This is a genomic window from Paenibacillus sp. sgz302190, assembly GCF_059820445.1.
This window is the reverse complement of record NZ_JBZYAO010000008.1, coordinates 163,414-177,428: the sequence shown is the minus strand read 5'-3', so window position 1 is coordinate 177,428 and position 14,015 is coordinate 163,414. Positions and strand designations below refer to the sequence as shown.

At 51.3% G+C, this 14,015-nt stretch carries 12 protein-coding genes; 9 read left to right on the top strand and 3 right to left on the bottom strand.

What is annotated here, in order from left to right:
* The first annotated feature begins 15 nt into the window (after positions 1–15).
* The 3 genes from AC6RNO_RS12200 to AC6RNO_RS12190 are packed head-to-tail and all read left to right on the top strand — an operon-like array spanning position 16 to position 3,257.
* The gene (locus AC6RNO_RS12200) at positions 16–1,365 is read left to right on the top strand and encodes an ammonium transporter (RefSeq protein WP_474679839.1); all 1,350 of its coding nucleotides are present in this window, start codon (positions 16–18) and stop codon (positions 1,363–1,365) included.
* 36 nt (positions 1,366–1,401) lie between these two features.
* Positions 1,402–2,484 carry a DUF294 nucleotidyltransferase-like domain-containing protein gene (locus AC6RNO_RS12195; protein ID WP_497105591.1) on the top strand — a complete coding sequence of 361 codons (1,083 nt, stop codon included), beginning with the start codon at positions 1,402–1,404 and terminating at the stop codon, positions 2,482–2,484.
* A gap of 38 nt (positions 2,485–2,522) precedes the next feature.
* Entirely contained in the window at positions 2,523–3,257 is a 735-nt protein-coding gene (locus AC6RNO_RS12190) for an exonuclease domain-containing protein (protein WP_474679428.1), read from the top strand.
* On the opposite strand, the gene AC6RNO_RS12185 is transcribed toward AC6RNO_RS12190, so the two are convergent.
* Positions 3,251–3,670 (bottom strand): M67 family metallopeptidase, encoded by a 420-nt coding sequence (locus tag AC6RNO_RS12185; protein WP_474679427.1) that lies wholly within the window; start codon positions 3,668–3,670, stop codon positions 3,251–3,253. The two genes, AC6RNO_RS12190 and AC6RNO_RS12185, sit on opposite strands and share 7 nt — an antisense overlap.
* Positions 3,671–3,792: 122 nt before the next feature.
* Positions 3,793–5,097 carry an MFS transporter gene (locus AC6RNO_RS12180; RefSeq protein WP_497105590.1) on the bottom strand — a complete coding sequence of 435 codons (1,305 nt, stop codon included), beginning with the start codon at positions 5,095–5,097 and terminating at the stop codon, positions 3,793–3,795.
* Between the two features lie 124 nt (positions 5,098–5,221).
* Here AC6RNO_RS12180 and AC6RNO_RS12175 point away from each other — a divergent pair, with 124 nt between their 5' ends.
* Complete coding sequence (locus tag AC6RNO_RS12175) at positions 5,222–5,764, top strand: redoxin domain-containing protein (protein ID WP_497105622.1); 543 nt, start codon at positions 5,222–5,224, stop codon at positions 5,762–5,764.
* A gap of 53 nt (positions 5,765–5,817) precedes the next feature.
* Here the strand turns inward: AC6RNO_RS12175 and cimA are convergent, their stop codons facing one another.
* Positions 5,818–7,437 carry a citramalate synthase gene (gene cimA, locus AC6RNO_RS12170; protein ID WP_488434826.1) on the bottom strand — a complete coding sequence of 540 codons (1,620 nt, stop codon included), beginning with the start codon at positions 7,435–7,437 and terminating at the stop codon, positions 5,818–5,820.
* A gap of 214 nt (positions 7,438–7,651) precedes the next feature.
* On the opposite strand from cimA, the gene AC6RNO_RS12165 reads away from it, so the two are divergent.
* From AC6RNO_RS12165 to AC6RNO_RS12145, 5 genes are all read left to right on the top strand, one after another.
* On the top strand, positions 7,652–8,959 hold the full coding sequence (locus AC6RNO_RS12165) for a DNA polymerase IV (RefSeq protein WP_488434825.1): 1,308 nt from the start codon (positions 7,652–7,654) through the stop codon (positions 8,957–8,959).
* A gap of 4 nt (positions 8,960–8,963) precedes the next feature.
* Complete coding sequence (gene mobB, locus AC6RNO_RS12160; RefSeq protein WP_497105589.1) at positions 8,964–9,467, top strand: molybdopterin-guanine dinucleotide biosynthesis protein B; 504 nt, start codon at positions 8,964–8,966, stop codon at positions 9,465–9,467.
* A 59-nt stretch (positions 9,468–9,526) separates the two neighbouring features.
* Positions 9,527–9,760 (top strand): ferredoxin, encoded by a 234-nt coding sequence (locus tag AC6RNO_RS12155; protein WP_474679422.1) that lies wholly within the window; start codon positions 9,527–9,529, stop codon positions 9,758–9,760.
* A 143-nt stretch (positions 9,761–9,903) separates the two neighbouring features.
* Complete coding sequence (locus AC6RNO_RS12150; protein ID WP_497105588.1) at positions 9,904–11,760, top strand: CHASE2 domain-containing protein; 1,857 nt, start codon at positions 9,904–9,906, stop codon at positions 11,758–11,760.
* Between the two features lie 13 nt (positions 11,761–11,773).
* Positions 11,774–13,984: a FecR domain-containing protein gene (locus AC6RNO_RS12145; protein ID WP_497105587.1), complete on the top strand. Its 2,211-nt coding sequence runs from the start codon at positions 11,774–11,776 to the stop codon at positions 13,982–13,984.
* Positions 13,985–14,015: the final 31 nt, after the last annotated feature.

Here is a 14,015-nt window from a genome sequence, read left to right as displayed (position 1 = left end):
TTAGCTTTTGGCATCATGGCATTGTTGTTCCCTACTCTGGCATTTGCGGAAGATCCGACTACTCCTCAACTGCAAAGTGCGGTGAACGCAGTTTGGGTTATGCTGGCAGCTATTCTGGTTATCTTCATGCAAGCGGGTTTTGCGCTTCTTGAAGCAGGCTCGACTCGAATGAAGAATGCGGGGCATGTCGCCGGCAAAACGATTTTGACCTTCGGCATTTGCGCGATCGCCTTCTGGGCCGTAGGGTTCGGTCTTGCCTTTGGCGACGGCAACGCCTTCTTCGGAGAAACGGGATTTTTCGTTTCCGGGTTGGAAGATCAAGCGAAAGCGGCGTTCGGCTCGCTGGCAGCTGTCGATGTTCCGGTATCGATTAAGTTCCTGTTTCAATTAGCTTTTGCAGGCGTATCTTTGGCGATCGCTTGGGGCGGTTTTGCCGAAAGAGCGAAGCTTTCCGTTTACTTCATCTTTAGTATCCTGTTTACGATCGTCATTTATCCGATTGTCGCTCACTGGGTATGGGGCGGCGGCTGGTTGGCCCAACTTGGCATGCAGGATTTTGCAGGTTCGACGGTCGTCCATCTTCAAGGCGCGACTGCCGCTCTTGTCGCCACGATCTTGCTGAAACCTCGTATTGGTAAATATAATAAAGATAAAACGGTCAATTTGATTCCAGGCCATAACCAAGTTTTGTCCGTACTCGGCGTTATTATTCTCTGGATCGGCTGGTTTGGATTCAATGCAGGAAGTACTGTAAGCGCAATGGGCGACGGCTTTTTCGGCTATGTAGCGCTGACTACGAATATGGCTGCCGCGGCAGGCGGTGTCGCAGCCTTGGTTATCTCCTGGATGTACTTCGGAAAAGCCGACATTCCAAGCATGTTGAACGGTGTTCTTGCAGCGCTTGTAGCGATTACGGCTGCTTGTGCCTACGTTGATACTTGGGCAGCTATCGTAATTGGCGCCTTGTCCGGTATTATTACTTTCTTCACGTCTCAATGGTTTGAAAAATTAGGCATCGACGATCCGATCTTCGCATTCTCCGTACACGGTATCGCAGGTATTTGGGGAACGCTGTCCACAGGCTTGTTCGCTACGCCGGAACTGGCTGCAAAAGCTGCGGTCGGCGGACCCGGATTGTTCTATGGCGGCGGATTCCACCAATTGGGAGTTCAAGCGCTCGGCGTGTTCGGCGCATTCATATTCGTTCTCGTACTTTCCTTCATTATTCTGGGTATCGTGAAAGCCACTGTAGGCCTCCGCGTAACGGAAGAAGAAGAAATCATCGGTCTGGACTTGTCGGAACACGGTTCCTACGGCTATCCGGAGCAAATGAAAAAAGCGAACCAAAGCGGTGTTTCCGTATAAAAAGAACGATTACTTACTAGGCAAAGGGGATGCAACATGAAACATCTCTCAATGGAACAGATCATGGAACGCATTCATCAATCCGAACAGTTCGATGAGATGCGGATTACCAGGGATCAGGTACATGAGATGTTTCGGGAGCATCTCCTTTTCTCCTATTCCTCTCAGTTGGGGATGGATATCAACAGGGTTCATGATGCCCTGATCTGCAGAACCGTTCAATTGGCTGAACAAATTTTGGAAGATCAAGGGTTGGGCCGTCCTCCGGTACCTTATGCGTTTATGTTGTTCGGCAGCGGCGGCAGAAGCGAGCAAACGCTGTGGAGCGACCAGGACAACGGATTTATTTACGAAGATAGCCCCGAACATTCCGAGGAAGAGTTGGAGCTGTATTTTTCTCAACTGGTGGATTGCATCCTTCAAGGCTTGCATGTGCTAGGCTATCCTCCTTGTCAAGGAAATGTCGTGTCAAGCAACAAGCAGTGGCGGAAGCCTCTGTCCCAGTACGTGAACATGCTGAACGGGTGGTTCGGAGAGCCGACCTGGGAGCATGTCCGGTATTTGCTCATTGTTGCGGATATGCGCTGCATTTACGGCTCGGAGGCGCTGGTGAACAAGCTTAAGGCGGAGTTTTTGGATTATGTGGGGGCGCATCCGCCCATACTTCGGTTTTTGCTGTCCAATACGCTGCATCACAAAATTTCGTTAGGCGTGTTCGGTCATTTAATTACGGAGCGCTACGGCGAAGATGCAGGCGGGTTCGATATTAAATACGGGGCCTATATTCCGATTGTGAACGGGATTCGTTTGTTAGCGATACAATTCGCTGTTCATCCCTCATCTACGCTGGAGAGGATAGATCGGCTGACGGAAGCGGGCGTCGTAACGGAGGAAGCGGCCAAGGGATGGCGCGAAGCTTTTGCGATTGCTTTGAAGCTTCGGGATTTGACGCCGTTCCAAATCGACAACGGATTGTATACGACAAGGAGCAAGCTGGGCGCGGAGCAGCTTACCAAAGAGCGTAAGCAGGAGCTGAAGCAGTGCTTGCGGGTCGGAATGGAATTGCAAAAATATGTGAAAAAGTCGGTTGAAACGCAAATAGAGAGAGAAAAGGGTTAGATATACGGATCGGATAAGGCGGAAAGGAGTGAATTGCGATGAAGGACATGCGCCCTGCGGGTCGTATGTGGCATTTGTATAAAATGGGAGGCCTGACGCCTGCCATTACGTCCATGTTTGATGTGCAAAGTGCGCAGCAGATGGCGTTTATTCGCTCGATGCTCAAGGAGCAGCGGAAAAATTCTCTTTTTGATATGCCGCTTCATTCGATGGAGCTCGTTGTGTTTGATTTGGAGACGACCGGTTTTGCGCCCTATAACGGGGACGAAATTATTTCTTTTGGCGCGGTATCCGTAGTTGGCGGTCAAATTATGGAGGATCAAACTTTTTACAGTGTGGTCAATCCCAAAAGAAAAATACCGGATGACATCATACGGCTTACCGGAATTACGAATGAAATGGCCGCGGATGCGCCGGATTTGATCCAGGTTTTGCGGGATTTTCTAGAGTTTGTCGGGCAAAAAGTGCTCGTCGCCCATGCGACCGGCCATGATAAAAACTTTTTGAATGCGGCTTTATGGAGAACATCCAAAGTCAGCCTTTCCCACCGGGTGCTGGATACGATGATGATCGCCAAATGGCTGATGCCGAAGCGGAAAGATTTGAGCCTCGACGCTCTGCTGGATGCGTACGAAATTCCGGTTACCCAGCGCCATCATGCGCTTGAGGATTCTTTGATGACGGCGAAGCTGTGGTCCAGGTTTATGGAAGAAATCCGCTCCAGAGATGTCGACACGCTCGGAGATTTGTACGCTTTGTTAAGCCATCACTGATCGATCGCAAACGCAAGTTTGTGAAAGGAGATCGGGGCGGCTTTTTTTATTTGAAACACGCCGATTTCGGGCTTGCGTTCGTCCTGCAGCGATATAATCCAATACGTAGGCAGGGTATGCCATAGCGTGGACAGATCTTCTTGCGAAGGCGCGGCCGGAGCTGCGGGGTGGGAGTGATAGATGCCGACAACATTTGCATCCGGTTTTAGCAGCAGGGGGATAATTTCCGCGGGACTCATCTCAAAACGGCGCTCAGGCTGCAGGGCTTGATTGCTGACGGGAATGATGGAGGAAATTTCGAAGCCGTGCGCCAAGCGAATGCCTGTCAGGAAACCGCACGCTTCGTTTGGAAGCGCTTTTTTGCAGGTGGCGATCAGATGTTCGTATAAGCTTTTTTGGATGCGGACGTGCATCGGCTATCCCTCCTTCCTGATACAACGCATTATACAAGGTTGGCATCAAAAAAAACAGACTCCCGGGGGAGCGGGGAGCCTGACTGGGAGTCTGTCCGACGGAGTTACTTTTGTGCATACTCCTAGCTGATTTTGCCCTGCGGTTTGATCAGGAAGAAGACGAGGCCCAGCGTGATCAGCGAGAGTGAAGAAACGGTGATGAAAACGGTCTGATTCGATATTTTCATCAGCCATTCGAAAATCGGCGGCCCGAAAGCGACACCAATAAACCGCAGGCTGTTGTAGATGGATGTGATCATGCCGCGCTGCTCCTTTTCGACCGAGCCGGTAATCATCGTGTTCAGGCAGGGCAGCAGCAAGCCTGTGCCTACGGCGCTTAAGGTCAATAAACCGATAAATACATACAGGTTGGAGAAAAAGAATATGGTCAGGCCGAGCGATACGGTCATCATCAAAAGCCCGATGTTCATCAGCCAGCGCATTAAGGTGCCGTTTTTTTTGATCAGCGCCCCGGTTGTGTACGAGGTGACGACCATGCCCAGCAGCGGGATGGCGAGGACAAGGCCTTTTTTCACACCGTCAATGTTGTATGGCGCGCCTTCCAAGATGTCGGATAAATAGAACAGGACGCCGAACAAAATAAACAACGCTAATGAACCGGCGAAAAAGGAAGTGATGAGCCATCTGCCCTTTTGCTTGAGGATGCTGCCGATTTGCCCGATGTAGGGTTTTAGCTTTTGCGGTTCTTTCGTTTTTTTCGGTTCTTTGATGATGAAAATGACAGCAAGCAAAGATAACGCGCAAAACGCCGGAAACGCGAAAAAAGGCGCGTACCAGACGATCAGGGCGAGCAGCGATCCCGCAATCGGGCTTAACACTTTTCCGGCGCCGTTGGACGCTTCCGTCAGGCCAAGGGCTTTGCTTTCGGTTGCTCCTTTGAACAGATCCCCGACCAAAGCCATCGCGATAGGAGCTGTTCCTGCGGCTCCCAAGCCTTGAATGGCCCTGGCGATAATAAGTACGGTATATGACTTCCAAATTGCTCCGAAGCCGGCCAGGACGCCTGCAGCTCCGTATATGATCAACGAAGGTATAATCACGGCTTTGCGCGAGAAGCGATCCGAGAAATAACCGGAAATCGGAATAATGAGTCCGGCGGTTACGGAAAACAGGGAAATGACGAGACTGCTTTGAAAGCGCGAGATACCGAGCTGATTTTGCAGCTCCGGCAGTATCGGGACGAGCATGGAATTGCCGAGCACGAGCACTAAAGGGATCGTCGCGATGGCGATGAACTGCCAGATCATGCCTTTCATTTGCTGCGCTTGCTTGCCGCCTCCGCTGTCCTGCTTGGCGCGCTGAACCGGTTGGTCAGGAACTTCGCTTTCGAATGCGATATTGAGCCTTCTTGTTTTTGTTTTTTCCATGATGCGACTCCTTCCCGTACAACAATGTAATCTTACTGTCTCCTTGTCCAGGCAATGTCATTCTTTTTTTTCGTTTTCAGATGTTGGAATTTCGGCGCAATTGGAGATAATATAGACAGTGGAGGTGCAAACATTGAAAAGGAATGCGCTCATACTCGCGATTGTTGTGTTTCTGACGGGATTTGCCGTATATCAAAACGTAGATCATGCGAATCAGGAAACGGTTTTGCCTACGGAACAGGCGGCCAAACCGAATTTTCTGGCACCGCCGTTCGCATTGAACGGGCTTGACGGCAAAGAATATACGGTCGGCGGTCAACGGGACAAGCCAATGCTGGTCAATTTTTGGGCATCCTGGTGCGGGCCTTGCAAGGAAGAAGCGCCGGATTTGGTGAACGTGTACAACAAATACAAGGGGCAGTTCGACCTTTATGCGGTTAACGTAACGCCCGGAGATAAGATGGACAATATTAAGAAGTTTGTGGAGGAGTACAAATTTCCGTTCCCGGTGCTGCTCGACAAGCAGGGGACGAATGCGGATACATACGGGGTTATTGCGATACCGACCAGCTTTTTGATCGACAAGCAGGGCGTTATTCGCGAGGTGATCCATGTCGTATCGCCCAAAGAGCTGGACCAAAAGATCGCAGGCCTGATCAAAAACTAAAGAAAAAGCTGCAAAAAGCGCTGAATCATCAGGCTGTTTGCAGCTTTCTTGTTTTAGTGATTGACCAGTCCGAGTCTTTCCTGGTGCTCTTTGTTCACCGGCTCGACCCTTGTTCGGCCCAGCAGCGCGTAGCGCAAGCTGTCGACCAAAGCGTACCAGCTTGCTTCAATAATATTGCTGGATACGCCGAGCGTATTCCAGGTCGAATTGAAGTCGGTGGATTCCATCAACACGCGAACTTTGGCCGCTGTCGCGTCTTTTTCGTCGAGGACGCGCACTTTGTAGTCGGACAGATGAATTTGCTCGATGTCCGGGTAATACTGCACGAGCGCTTTGCGCAGCGCGTTGTCCAGGGCGTTGACGGGACCGTTGCCTTCCGCCGCGGTGTAGATCGTTTCGCCGTGCACTTTCACTTTGACGATCGCCTCGGCGACGACGGCCTGGTTGGCCGTTTTTTCCACGAGCATCTTGAACGATTCGAGGGTGAATATTTCCTCAAGCCCTTCGAAAGCTTCCCGCAGCAGCAGCTCAAGCGAAGCGTCCGCGCCTTCGAATTGATAGCCTTGATGCTCAAGATCTTTAATCTTTTCTATGACTTCTTTCGTTTTTTGATTCTCTTTATTGAAATCGAGGTTAAGCTCCTGGGCTTTCACAAGCACGTTGCTTTGTCCGGCAAGCTCGGATACCAGCACGCGCTGTTTGTTGCCTACCAGCTCCGGCGTAATGTGCTCGTAGGTGCTGGCAGCCTTCAAAATCGCCGAAACGTGAATGCCGCCTTTGTGAGCAAATGCCGCATTGCCGACGAACGGCTGGTTGACCGGCATATGCATGTTGGCGATTTCGCTTACGTAACGCGATACTTGCGTCAGCGATTTCAATTGATCGCCGGAAATGACTTCGTATCCCAGCTTCAGCTGAAGATTGGGGATGACCGAGCTCAGGTTGGCGTTGCCGCAGCGTTCGCCGTAACCGTTGATCGTGCCCTGCACCTGTCTGGCCCCGGCTTGTACGGCGGCGAGACTGTTGGCTACGGCAAGCTCGCAGTCGTTGTGGGCGTGGATGCCGACAGGCGCCGTAATGTCCTGCTGCACCGCCGTCACGATCGCAGTGATCTCGCCCGGCAGCGAGCCGCCGTTCGTATCGCACAGCACGATCCAGTCAGCTCCGGCATCCTGCGCCTTGCGGATCGTTTGCAGCGCGTAATCCGGATTGTTTTTGTATCCGTCAAAAAAGTGCTCGGCGTCATATATGACTTCAAGGCCTTTGCTTTTCAAAAAACGAACGGAGTCGAAAATCATCGCCAGGTTTTCTTCAAGAGACGTTTGAATCGCCGTATGCACATGGAAATCCCACGATTTGCCGAAAATCGTCGCGACGGAGACGCCGGATTCCACGAGCCTGTTCAGGTTGACGTCGTCCTCGGCTCTGGAGTCTTTGCGTCTTGTGCTGCCGAAAGCGGTGATTTTGGCGTTGGTGAACGTCATGCTGCGCACGCGGTCGAAAAATTCGATGTCTTTGCTGTTGCTGCCCGGCCATCCGCCTTCAATATAGTGAACACCCAGCTCGTCAAGTTTGCGGGCGATTTTGATTTTATCCTCGACGGACAGGCTGACTCCCTCGCCTTGGGTTCCGTCCCGCAGCGTGGTATCGAAGATTTTAACTGAAGTTGACATGGGTTCCTCCTTAAACAGCTGAAAGCTGGCTGACGATGCTTTACAAGCAAATGAATGTGCTTTAAAGCGCTAAATATATATAGTACAATTATAGCATAATTCCTATAGTTAGGACACAACCTGACAAAATTACGTTTGCTTCGAAATTTGTTTTTTTTGTAATGCAGAAAATGGAAATGCCCCATTTTGCGGAAGAGGGAGCGATTGGGCGATTATGAGCGGTATTCCTCCTCATCAGCATTATCCCAAGAATGGCAGAGTCATTCTGCATATCGATATGAACGCTTTTTACTGCTCGGTTCACGAAGCGGTCGAGCCGGAGCTGTACAAAGGCAAGCCGATCGCCGTGGCAGGCAGCGTCGAGCTGCGCAAAGGCATCGTTGTGACGTCTTCTTACGCGGCGCGGGCCCAAGGGGTTAGAACGGGCATGCTGGTGGGACAGGCGCTGAAGCTGTGCCCGGATTTGCTGCTCATTCGGCCGGACTTCGATTTGTACCGGGCCTTCTCGCGGCGGTTTATGCAAATTGCCTACAGCTATTCGCCCTTAGTTGAGTCGATGTCGATCGACGAGTGTTTTGTAGATATAACAGGTTCCAAGCAGTTCGGCACTCCTATGGAGATAGCGCGGAGCATCCAGGGGCGCATTATGGAAGAGCTCCAGCTTCCGTGTTCGATCGGCGTCGCTCCGAACAAACTTTTGGCCAAAATGGGCTCGGACTTGAAAAAGCCGAACGCGATTTCGGTCATCAGGCTGCGCGACGTTCCCGAAGTGCTCTGGGACAAGCCGTGCAACTATTTGTTCGGCATCGGGAGGAAGACAGCGGACAAGCTGACGAAGCTGGGGATTCTCACTCTCGGGCAGCTCGCGCGCGCGGACGAGAAGCTGCTTAGCAAGCATTTCGGCATTTTGGGGCCGCATTTGAAGCAGGCGGCGTGCGGGATAGACCGTTCCCCGGTCAATCCGGAGCAGGAGCAGAGCAAGTCGATCGGCCATACGACGACGCTGCCGCGCGATTTTACCGATCCCAAAGAGGTGCACCGCGTATTTCTCAACATCGCCGACCAGGTGGCGCGGCGGATGCGGAGGCAGAAGCTGGTCTCATCCACAATACAGATTACGATCCGCGATCCGGATATGAGGACGATTACGCGTTCCGTTACGTTGGAGACGCCTACCGAGCATATGGACGATATTTACCGGACGGCGTGCAAGCTTTTCGATCACCATTGGGAGGAAGGCAGGCCGATCCGTCTGCTCGGCATTACTTTGCAAAGTCTGTCCGCCAAGGAAGAAACGGCCATACAGCTCGATTTGTTCGATTACGAGAAGCAGCCGCGCCGCGACCAGTTGAACCGGATTATGGACGAGCTGCGCGACAAGTACGGCGAAGACGCCATTTTGACGGCGGGAATGCTCGGGGACAATCCTTCCGCTCTAATCAGAAATCATAAGAGGCGCGGGACTTCCCTGCAAATGGATCATTTGAAAAACAATCCGCTTCACCGGGAGGAGGGCGATTAGGCATATGGCCAATATTATCGGGTTCGCCGGATATTCGAACAGCGGGAAAACGACCTTGATCGCCAAAGTGGTGAGCGAGCTGCAGCGCCGCGGATATACGGCGGCCGTATTGAAACACGACGCGCATGGACATTATAAAGAAGCGGAAGGTTCCGATTCGGGCCGTTTTATCCGGGCGGGCGCCGATGCCGTCGTGACCGTATCGCCGGATGCGGTGCACACGTACCAAAAAAAGCGGGAGCCCCGCTTGCGCGATATCATAGGGGCTTTGCCCGATGTGGACTACATTTTAATAGAAGGATTCAAAACGGAGAAGCATCGGAAGATCGCTGTTTTCCGCACGGCCGAGCAGAGCCGGATCGTCGGGAAGCTGGACCCTGAGCCTATTGCCGCAGCAACTGACTTGCCGGATATCCAAACGGGTTTGCCGCTATTGAACCTGAACGACGCAGCAGAAGTGACGGATTTTATCGTAGCCCACTTTCAGACGAGCAATATTAAGGTTTGAACTTTAGAAGGTTTTATATTATATTTTACTGTGAGGATATTTTGAGGAGGAGTTCAAATATGGGAAAGTATACTTGGGTTGATAAAGAGACCTGCATCGCTTGCGGCGCTTGCGGGGCAACTGCACCGGACATCTACGATTACGACGATGAAGGTCTGGCTGAAGTTATCTTTGAAGGCGACGGCAACAAAGGCGTAACGGAAATTCCGGAAGATCTGTTCGACGATCTGCAGGATGCACAGGATGGATGCCCAACGGACTCCATTAAAGTTGCCGACTCTCCATTCAACTAATTTATAAAATGTCGAAAAAAACTCGATTCCAGTTATGGGATCGGGTTTTTTTAATGATACGTTTTGTAGAAGCCGTTAACAATTGATTGCCAATTCGGAGGCTGCAACTTACAATAAAGCTAGTACGCTTACAGGAGGAACTTATGCGCAAGAAGAATTGGATACAGCCTCTGGCCGCGGGTCTTGTGTTGATACTATTATCGACATATTTGTATACTGCCGGTTCCGGCGGGAAGCTGGCATTCATTGAGGAGCCTTTGCAAGATTTCTTGCGAAAAACGAAGTCGACGGACGAACGCGAACCGGACGACCGGATCAAAATCGTCAAAATCGATGAAAAATCGCTGAAAGCGATCGGGAAATTCCCGTGGGACCGTTCCGTATACGCCCAGGCCATCGAGAAGCTGGAACAGTCCGGCGCAGCAGCAATCGGAGTCGACGTCGTCATGGCCGAACCTTCCAAAAACCCCGCTGACGATAAAGCGTTGGCCGACGTTCTCGCCAAATACGATAACGTCATCCTGCCCATTCAAATTAATTACCCCGCTAAACAGCAATCCGCCGGAGATTTGGTACCGGAAAAGATCGATTACCCCTCGGCCACCTTATTTACCAACAAAACTCAAATGGCACATATTAACGTTTTCGTGGACAAAGACGGAAAAGCGCGCATGCTGCCTGTCGGCTTGCCTGACGAGAACAATCAATACATACCTGCCTTTAGCGCAGCGCTCGCCAATCTGGTGCTTGCGGATAACGAGAAAATCAAGAGAGACGCCGTTTCCGGGCAATGGAAGCGCGGCGATAAGGTGATTCCGACGAATGAAAGGAATCAGGTGACAACGGAATATTACTCGAAGCCGCGGCAGGCGATCGATACGGATACCGGATACGAAACGATTTCGTTCATCGACTTGCTGAACAGCAAAAACGGCATTCCGCTGCCGAAAGGCTCCATCGTGCTGATCGGACCTTACGTCACCGCGATGCAGGACGAGTACCCGACCCCAGTCAGTTCCGTCAAAATGTTCGGAATCGAAATTCATGCCAACATGATCCAGACTTTGCTGGAGAGCAAGTTTTACAAGGAAACCGGCAAGTCTGCGGGTGTCGCTATCATTATCGTCATGGCGATTCTGGCAATTGTTTTATTTGAAAGATTCAGAGGGAAGTCGGCGCTGTTTATTTTTATCGGCCTCTTTATTTTGTATATTTTAGTGTGGTTTGCTCTCTATACGATCGGTTCGATTTTTGCGCCGATGATTTATCCGATTTTTGCCCTGGTTACTATTTACATAGGTTCGATAGTGAGCCACTATTTGGCTGAGCGCAAAGAGCGGAACAGGGTTACCGGGATTTTCGGGCGCTTCGTCTCCAAATCCGTCGTGGACGAGCTGCTGCAGTCCGGTGAAGATGTGAAGCTCGGCGGCAGCCGCAAAGACATAACGCTCATATTTGTGGACATACGCGGGTTTACCCCGATGTCGGAACGGCTCGAGCCGGAGCAGGTCATTCAGGTGCTCAACGAGTATTTGGACGTATGTACCAAAGCGATTTTCAAATTCAACGGGACGCTTGACAAGTTCATAGGCGACGGCGTTATGGCTATGTTCGGCGCACCGATCGAATACGGGAATCATCCGGAAATGGCCGTCCGCGCAGCCATCGAGATGAAAGGGCAGGCGGACATTCTCGAGCGGAAGCTGATCGAGAAGTACGGCATCGGCGTCAAGTTCGGACTGGGTATTAACAGCGGCCCGGCCGTCGTCGGCAACATCGGTTCCGAAGATTTGCGGCTGGATTACACGGCTATCGGCGATACCGTGAACTTGTCCGCCCGGCTGGAGTCGAACGCCAAGCCCGGTCAAATTTTGATCAGCGAGAACACTTATGAAAGAGTCAAGAGCCTGTTTCATATCGAGCCTGTCGGCGAGATTAAAGTGAAAGGCAAAGAAAAGCCTGTAATGGTGCATGAAGTGCTGGGTCATTTAGAGAACTGAGGAGGAAATCAGTGTGGAGTTGAACATGCGGGGCAATCGGTTGAACAAGAAATCATTCATGGCTTTATTTGTAAGTTTTTGCATGGTGTTTGCGCTCGTTTCATCGGCGCTGGCAATTCCCGCCGCAGCCAAAACGGTTCGCATTGCGGTGGTGACGTCCATTAGCGGCGATGTAACCGTTAAGAAAGGCGGAGGCTCCAGTACGTACGACGCCTACCAGGACATGAGCTTGAATGAAGGGGACACCCTGTATACGGGGAGCGATTCATCGGCAACTTTAAACCTGAGTGGCGGTGACGGCGAAGTCACGATCGGCGGCAACGCCGAAGTGAATATTTCCGATTTGAGCGGCTCCAGTGGCGAAAAGAAATCGAAACTACGGGTATGGGCAGGCTCGATGTGGGTCAAAGTCAAATCGCTCGCCGGCGTCGATGACGAATTCGAAGTCGAAACGCCGACCGCCGTCATGGGCGTCCGCGGAACTCATTTTTTTGTCAATGTGGATTCCCTAACAGGCAAGACGACAATGGCGGTAGCCGCGGGCAAAATCGCCGCTACGACCGTAACGACGAATGAGGATAACACGCAAACGAAAAAGCTGACCTACTTATACCCGACCCAGCAAATCTCGCTCGATTCGCGCGACGAGGTGGACGATTTGTCGGTGAAAGTCGATTTTGTCAATCTCGACAGCATCGTCGCCCAGGCTTCGAACAACGTCATTGCCGCTATCATTAAAGACAAGGCAAGCATCGACAAAGAGAACGATGAATTCATAGCGAAGAAAAAGCAGGAGATTGAGCAGGGCAAGCCGGTGGAAAACGATGGAAGCTTCGTCATCAAAAATGCCGACGAACTGTCCAGGGTGATTCAAAACCTCGATAATCTAATAGGAAACTTCGCGAAAAAAGCGGTGCAGGATAACAAAGTTTTCAAGAACGAGATGAACGGAATCATCGAAGAGGCGAACAAAAAAATTCCGACGGAAATCCGCAAGCTCGATCTGGAGAAAGTGAAAGACCTCGATAAATCGGCCGGGACCGATCCTGAGCTGGAGAAGAAAAAGCTGATTGCTTTGCAGCAGGCCGAGGAAAATCAGAAATTGAAAGAACAGCAGGAAGCGGAAAGGATGAAAGAGCTTTTACAGAAGCTGCAAGATATTTTGAAAACGGTCGAGGCGACCAACAAATCAATTAAAGAAGCGAATGAGAAAGCTTTGGCGGAGCAAAAGGCGGCCGCGGAGGCAGCATGGAAAAAAGACAAAACTACCGAAGAAATCAAGCGGTATGACGATGCGAAGAACGGTTCGTCCGGCCCATCGAACAGCTCCGGAAGCAGTGGCAGCGGTGGAAGCAGTGGCGGAAGCAGCGGAGGCGGGCAAACCCCGGATACGACCCCGCCGGTTATCGAATCGATCGATGACGTATATGCAAATCTGACCTATATTTCCGGCAAAACCGAGGCGAACGCTACGATTACGGTAAAACGGGACGGCACTAAAATCGCCGAGGGCACGGCGGCTAGTAACGGTTACTTCTACGCGTATCTGCTATCCGGCTTTACGCTCAGCGCCGGGGACATCGTTTCTGTGACAGCAGCGGATGCAGCCGGCAATACGAGCGCTCCGGTAACCAAAGAAGTCAAGCCGCCTGTCGCGAGCCCGCCTGCCGTAACTTTGACGAAAGTCAGCAATCCGAATGTGCCTAGTTTGTTCAATGTTAATGTCGATATGAGCAATTTTACCGGGACGAATTCGATTTATGCGGTAGAGCTGCATTTGCTCTATAAGAGCAAATCCGTCAGCACGTCCGGATCGGAGGACTACAGCGGAATCCATTATATTTCATCCGGCAATTCGCCAGTCGAACATCCCGCTGGCACCAGCATCTTTAATTCGGCGACAAGCGCGGAATCGGCCAAAGAATATGTTCAGTTCGATTCGGCGACGAATACGTATACGAAAGAATTGGTGTATGCCGTGACCAACTTCGGCACCGGTCCCGACAACATTTCGGTCGACGGCGCGAAAACATTGGTCAGCATACCTTTCCGCGGGGTCAATTACGGAAGCGATCCGCTCGGAGCTAATAACGAACTGGCGAAAATTGCGGTAGGATACATTAAAGTGGTTAAAAAAGACGCTACGGATGCCGTAAGGGACATCAGCATTCAGCCTTTGTACATTCCTATCGGTACCGGCAGAGACTACGAGTTTCCGAGATAACGATTCACTATTCGAACGGATAAGGAGAAGC

Bases quoted from the DNA above. Each gene is read 5' to 3' on its own strand.
- cimA (WP_488434826.1), bottom strand. From the start codon at position 7,437: ATGTCAACTTCAGTTAAAATCTTCGATACCACGCTGCGGGACGGAACC.
- AC6RNO_RS12150 (WP_497105588.1), top strand. From the start codon at position 9,904: ATGCGCAAGAAGAATTGGATACAGCCTCTGGCCGCGGGTCTTGTGTTG.
- AC6RNO_RS12180 (WP_497105590.1), bottom strand. From the start codon at position 5,097: ATGGAAAAAACAAAAACAAGAAGGCTCAATATCGCATTCGAAAGCGAA.
- AC6RNO_RS12185 (WP_474679427.1), bottom strand. From the start codon at position 3,670: ATGCACGTCCGCATCCAAAAAAGCTTATACGAACATCTGATCGCCACC.
- AC6RNO_RS12195 (WP_497105591.1), top strand. From the start codon at position 1,402: ATGAAACATCTCTCAATGGAACAGATCATGGAACGCATTCATCAATCC.
- AC6RNO_RS12190 (WP_474679428.1), top strand. From the start codon at position 2,523: ATGAAGGACATGCGCCCTGCGGGTCGTATGTGGCATTTGTATAAAATG.
- AC6RNO_RS12200 (WP_474679839.1), top strand. From the start codon at position 16: ATGGCATTGTTGTTCCCTACTCTGGCATTTGCGGAAGATCCGACTACT.
- AC6RNO_RS12155 (WP_474679422.1), top strand. From the start codon at position 9,527: ATGGGAAAGTATACTTGGGTTGATAAAGAGACCTGCATCGCTTGCGGC.
- mobB (WP_497105589.1), top strand. From the start codon at position 8,964: ATGGCCAATATTATCGGGTTCGCCGGATATTCGAACAGCGGGAAAACG.
- AC6RNO_RS12165 (WP_488434825.1), top strand. From the start codon at position 7,652: ATGAGCGGTATTCCTCCTCATCAGCATTATCCCAAGAATGGCAGAGTC.